Here is a 3,970-nt window from a genome sequence, read left to right as displayed (position 1 = left end):
TCCGCCACCCACCGCGACCGGCTGCCCCGCCGCCCGTCGGCCCCGCGAGGCCGCCACCCGCCGCGACCGGCTGTCCCGCGGCCCGCTACGCGCCTGTGACGCGTCCGGAAGGCGGCTGGGTGGTGCCGGGGTGGTCGCGGACGTCGTCGGTGCACTCGTAGCGCCGCAGCGGGCCCGGCCTCGGGCCGCCCAGGATGACCGAGCCGTCGTCCTCCGTCGCCGCCGAGTCCGACAGGGTGCACACCAGCTGGGCCAGGGCGTAGGAGGTGAGGCGCGAGGGCGGCGTGCTCAGGCGCAGCGTGTCCTCGGGATCCTTCGGGGCGGGCCCGCTCACGCCGAGGCCGCCCGGCACGTACGTCGTGTAGCCCGCGGAGCGCTCGGCGCTCGACGGTGACGCGGCGAGCTGGTCCAGCAGCCCCTGCGCCACGATCACCCGTCGCTTGGCGTCCGGGGTGCCCTCCGGCACCCGCACGGCGCGGTCCACGGCCACCAGGGAGGCGCCGCACAGCAGGAAGACCTGCACCGGCACCCCTCGCGAGGACTGCGCGGACACGTCGGGCCCGGCCAGCGAGCAGGGCACCCGGGAGGGCGCCGCCCCGAAGTCCGTCGGTACCTCCGTGGCCCGGATGCCGCAGCCCGTGAGCAGCGCGCCCAGGAGGGGCAGCGCCAGCAGGCGTCGTACGGTCATGACCCCTCCCTTCCCGAGTCGTTCCGCTCGGTCGTGCCGTCCGTGTCGTCCCCGCCGTCCTCCTCGGTCAGCCGCGAGGCGTCCCGTGGCAGCCGGAGCGTGAACACCGCCCCGCCCTCGGGGGAGTTGGCGGCGGAGATCTCGCCGCCGTGGATGTGCGCGTTCTCCAGGGCGATGGAGAGGCCGAGCCCGCTGCCCTCGGAACGCGGCCGGGAGGCGCTCGCCTTGTAGAACCGGTCGAAGACGTGCGGGAGGACGTCCTCCGGGATGCCGGGCCCGTGGTCGCGGACCCGGATCTCCACCGAGTCGTCCGCCTGCCGCACCGACACCCGTACCGGCGAGCCGCCGTGCTTGAGCGCGTTGCCGATCAGATTGGCCAGGATGACGTCCAGCCGGCGCGGGTCCAGGCGGGCGTGCAGGCCGCGCTCGACGTCCAGCTCGACCGCGTCCAGCCAGGCCCGGGCGTCGATGCAGGCGGTGATCTGGTCGGCGACGTCGACGTCGTCCAGGACCAGCCGGGCGGTGCCCGCGTCGAAGCGGGTCACCTCCATCAGGTTCTCGACCAGGTCGTTCAGCCTGCGGGTCTCGCTGACCACCAGCCGGACGGCGGGCTCGACCATCGGGTCGATGCCCCCGGCCTCCGACTCCAGCTCCTCCTCCAGCACGTCCGTGACGGCGGTGATGGCGGTGAGCGGGGTGCGCAGCTCGTGCGACATGTCGGCGACGAACCGCCGGGACGCGTCGTCCCGCGCCGCCATCTCCGCGACCCGCTGTTCCAGTGCCTCGGCCGCGTTGTTGAACGTCCGGGAAAGATCGGCGAGTTCGTCGGTGCCGGACACCCGCAGCCGGGTGTCCAGCCGGCCCTCGCCGAGCCGGCGGGCGGCGACGCCGAGCCGGTGCACCGGCTTCAGCACGGTGGTGGCGGCGGCCTGCGCGAGCAGCGCGGCCCCGATCAGCGCGAGCCCGGTGGCGATGCCCAGCGACCAGGCCAGCGAGTTGAGGTCCTTCGCCTCCGGCTCCAGGGACTTGGCCATGTAACCGCTCGGACCGCCGCCGATGACACGGGTGCCGGCCACCAGGTAGGGCGTGCCGTGGTCCACGACCCGCTGCCAGTACAGGTGGTACGGCTCCTTGTTGGAGCCGGTCACCGGCTGCCGCTTGGCCACGGCCGTGCGCAGCGACTCGGGCACGTCCTCCAGCGCGAAGCCGTTGATGCCGCCCGAATTGCCGTACACCGTCTTGCCGTCGGTGTCCTGGGCGACCAGGAGCACGCTGAAGCGCTGGCTGCTGGCCGCCATCTGGCCCGCCGCGCGCTGCAGCTGGTCCTGGCTCGGGTGGGCGGGCAGCGCGCCCGCACGGTTCTGCATCTCCTGCCGGAAGTCACGCAGCACCGCGTCCTGGGCGCGGGTGAGCACGGCCTCCCGGTTGAGCCAGTAGGCGATGCCCGACGCCGACACCGCGGCGGTGAGCGCGACCAGTCCGAACACCAGCACCAGACGCAGCCGGAGGCTGGTGAACCGCAGCCGCGACAGACTTCCCCTGCGCCCCGCGGTCCAGCCGCGCAGCCCTCCGTGCGTGTCGGTCACTGAGGGGAGTCCAGGCGGTAGCCGACACCGCGGACGGTACGGATCAGCGTCGGGGACGAGGGCACGTCCTCCACCTTGGCGCGCAGCCGCTGCACGCAGGCGTCGACCAGGCGGGAGTCGCCCAGGTAGTCGTGCTCCCACACCAGCCGCAGCAACTGCTGGCGGGACAGCGCCTGACCGGGCCGCCGGCTCAGCTCCAGCAGCAGCCGCAGCTCGGTCGGCGTCAGCTGGAGGTCCTCGCCGTTCTTCGTGACGGTCATGGCCGACCGGTCGATGACGAGGTTGCCGAAGGCCGCCGAGTCGCTGGACTCGCGCTCCCCGCGCCGGAGCACGGCCCGGATCCGGGCGTCGAGCACCCGGCCCTGGACCGGCTTGACGACGTAGTCGTCGGCTCCCGACTCCAGTCCGACGACGACGTCGATGTCGTCGTTGCGCGCGGTGAGCAGGATGATCGGCAACTGGTCCGTGCGCCGGATGCGCCGGCACACCTCGAACCCGTCGATGCCGGGCAGCATCACGTCCAGCACGATCAGGTCCGGCCGCTGCTCGCGCAGCAGCTTCAGACCGTCCTCGCCACTGGCAGCGGTGGCCACCCGGTGTCCCTGGCGCGTCAGGGACAGCTCCAGGGCCGTACGGATGGCGTCGTCGTCCTCGATCAGCAACAGGGAAGGCACGGGCTCATTCTGGCCCATGGACGGGGTGTCGTACGACCTGCCGGCACCAGGCCTTCTCCAGCGCGACCACCTGTGCGCGGTGTGTGACGCGCCTGGGAGGGGCCCCTGTGACAGGTCTGTGACAGTCGGCGGACACGGCCATGAAGTCACCCCGGCAGTCTTTTCGTCACGGGCCGGACGGCGAGCCGGAACCGGCCCGGCAAGACCGAGTCACCGGAAGTCCACGACGGGGGAGCGCGAGATGAACACGCTGCACGGCATGAGCACGAGCGCAGTGGTCACGCGTCTGCACGACGTGCACCGGGGATCCGAGAAGTCCGGTGCCGTGAGCGGGCGGGGGTGCGCTCGCGGCACCGGGCGTCAGCACCCGTCCTTCATGTCGGTGGTTGACGCACACACGGGGGAACCGCACGGGGGGGCCGCGTACGGGGAGGGCCCGGGGGAGCGTCGTTCCCTGAGCGAGGCGGAGTTCACCGCCTACGTCCAGGAGCGCCGCGCCTCCCTGTACGCCACCGCCTACCACCTGACCGGGGACCGCTTCGAGGCCGAGGACCTGCTGCAGAGCGCGCTGTTCTCGACGTACAGGGCGTGGGACCGGATCAGCGACAAGGCGGCGGTCGGCGGTTACCTCCGCCGCACCATGACCAACCTGCACATCAGCGCCTGGCGGCGCCGCAAGCTCAACGAGTACCCGACCGAGGAACTGCCGGAGACGCCGGGCGAGACGGACGCGATGCGCGGCACCGAGCTGCGCGCGGTCCTGTGGCAGGCGCTGGCCCGGCTGCCCGAACTCCAGCGCACCATGCTGGTCCTGCGCTACTACGAGGGCCGCACGGACCCGGAGATCGCGGAGATACTCGGCATCAGTGTCGGCACGGTGAAGTCCAGCATCTGGCGCTCGCTCCGCCGGCTGCGCGAGGACGAGGTCCTCAGCTTCGGCCGTGACGAGGAGGACGCCTTCGGCGAGCTGGTCGCCTGAGGCTCAGGGGTCACGGGGGTGACCTGAGGGGGGAACGGGGGAC

At 72.7% G+C, this 3,970-nt stretch carries 4 protein-coding genes; 1 reads left to right on the top strand and 3 read right to left on the bottom strand.

The window, feature by feature from the left end; genetic code table 11:
* Positions 1-85 precede the first annotated feature (85 nt).
* From GT045_RS18555 to afsQ1, 3 genes are read right to left on the bottom strand one after another with little or no spacing between them, the layout of a single operon-like run.
* A complete protein-coding gene (locus GT045_RS18555) occupies positions 86-688 on the bottom strand; it encodes a hypothetical protein (protein ID WP_161287508.1) in 603 nt (200 codons plus the stop codon).
* The gene (locus tag GT045_RS18550; RefSeq protein WP_345942687.1) at positions 685-2,274 is read right to left on the bottom strand and encodes a HAMP domain-containing sensor histidine kinase; all 1,590 of its coding nucleotides are present in this window, start codon (positions 2,272-2,274) and stop codon (positions 685-687) included. Before GT045_RS18550 ends, GT045_RS18555 begins: the two co-directional genes overlap by 4 nt.
* Positions 2,271-2,948: a two-component system response regulator AfsQ1 gene (gene afsQ1 / locus GT045_RS18545; RefSeq protein WP_345942686.1), complete on the bottom strand. Its 678-nt coding sequence runs from the start codon at positions 2,946-2,948 to the stop codon at positions 2,271-2,273. Before afsQ1 ends, GT045_RS18550 begins: the two co-directional genes overlap by 4 nt.
* Positions 2,949-3,189: 241 nt before the next feature.
* On the opposite strand from afsQ1, the gene GT045_RS18540 reads away from it, so the two are divergent.
* Positions 3,190-3,927, top strand: coding sequence for a SigE family RNA polymerase sigma factor (locus tag GT045_RS18540; RefSeq protein WP_161287506.1), 738 nt, complete (start codon positions 3,190-3,192; stop codon positions 3,925-3,927).
* Positions 3,928-3,970: the final 43 nt, after the last annotated feature.

The sequence above is a fragment of the Streptomyces sp. SID486 genome (assembly GCF_009865385.1).
Classification (GTDB): domain Bacteria; phylum Actinomycetota; class Actinomycetes; order Streptomycetales; family Streptomycetaceae; genus Streptomyces.
Note: the sequence above shows the minus strand (reverse complement) of the source record. Positions and strands in the feature narration are given on the sequence as shown.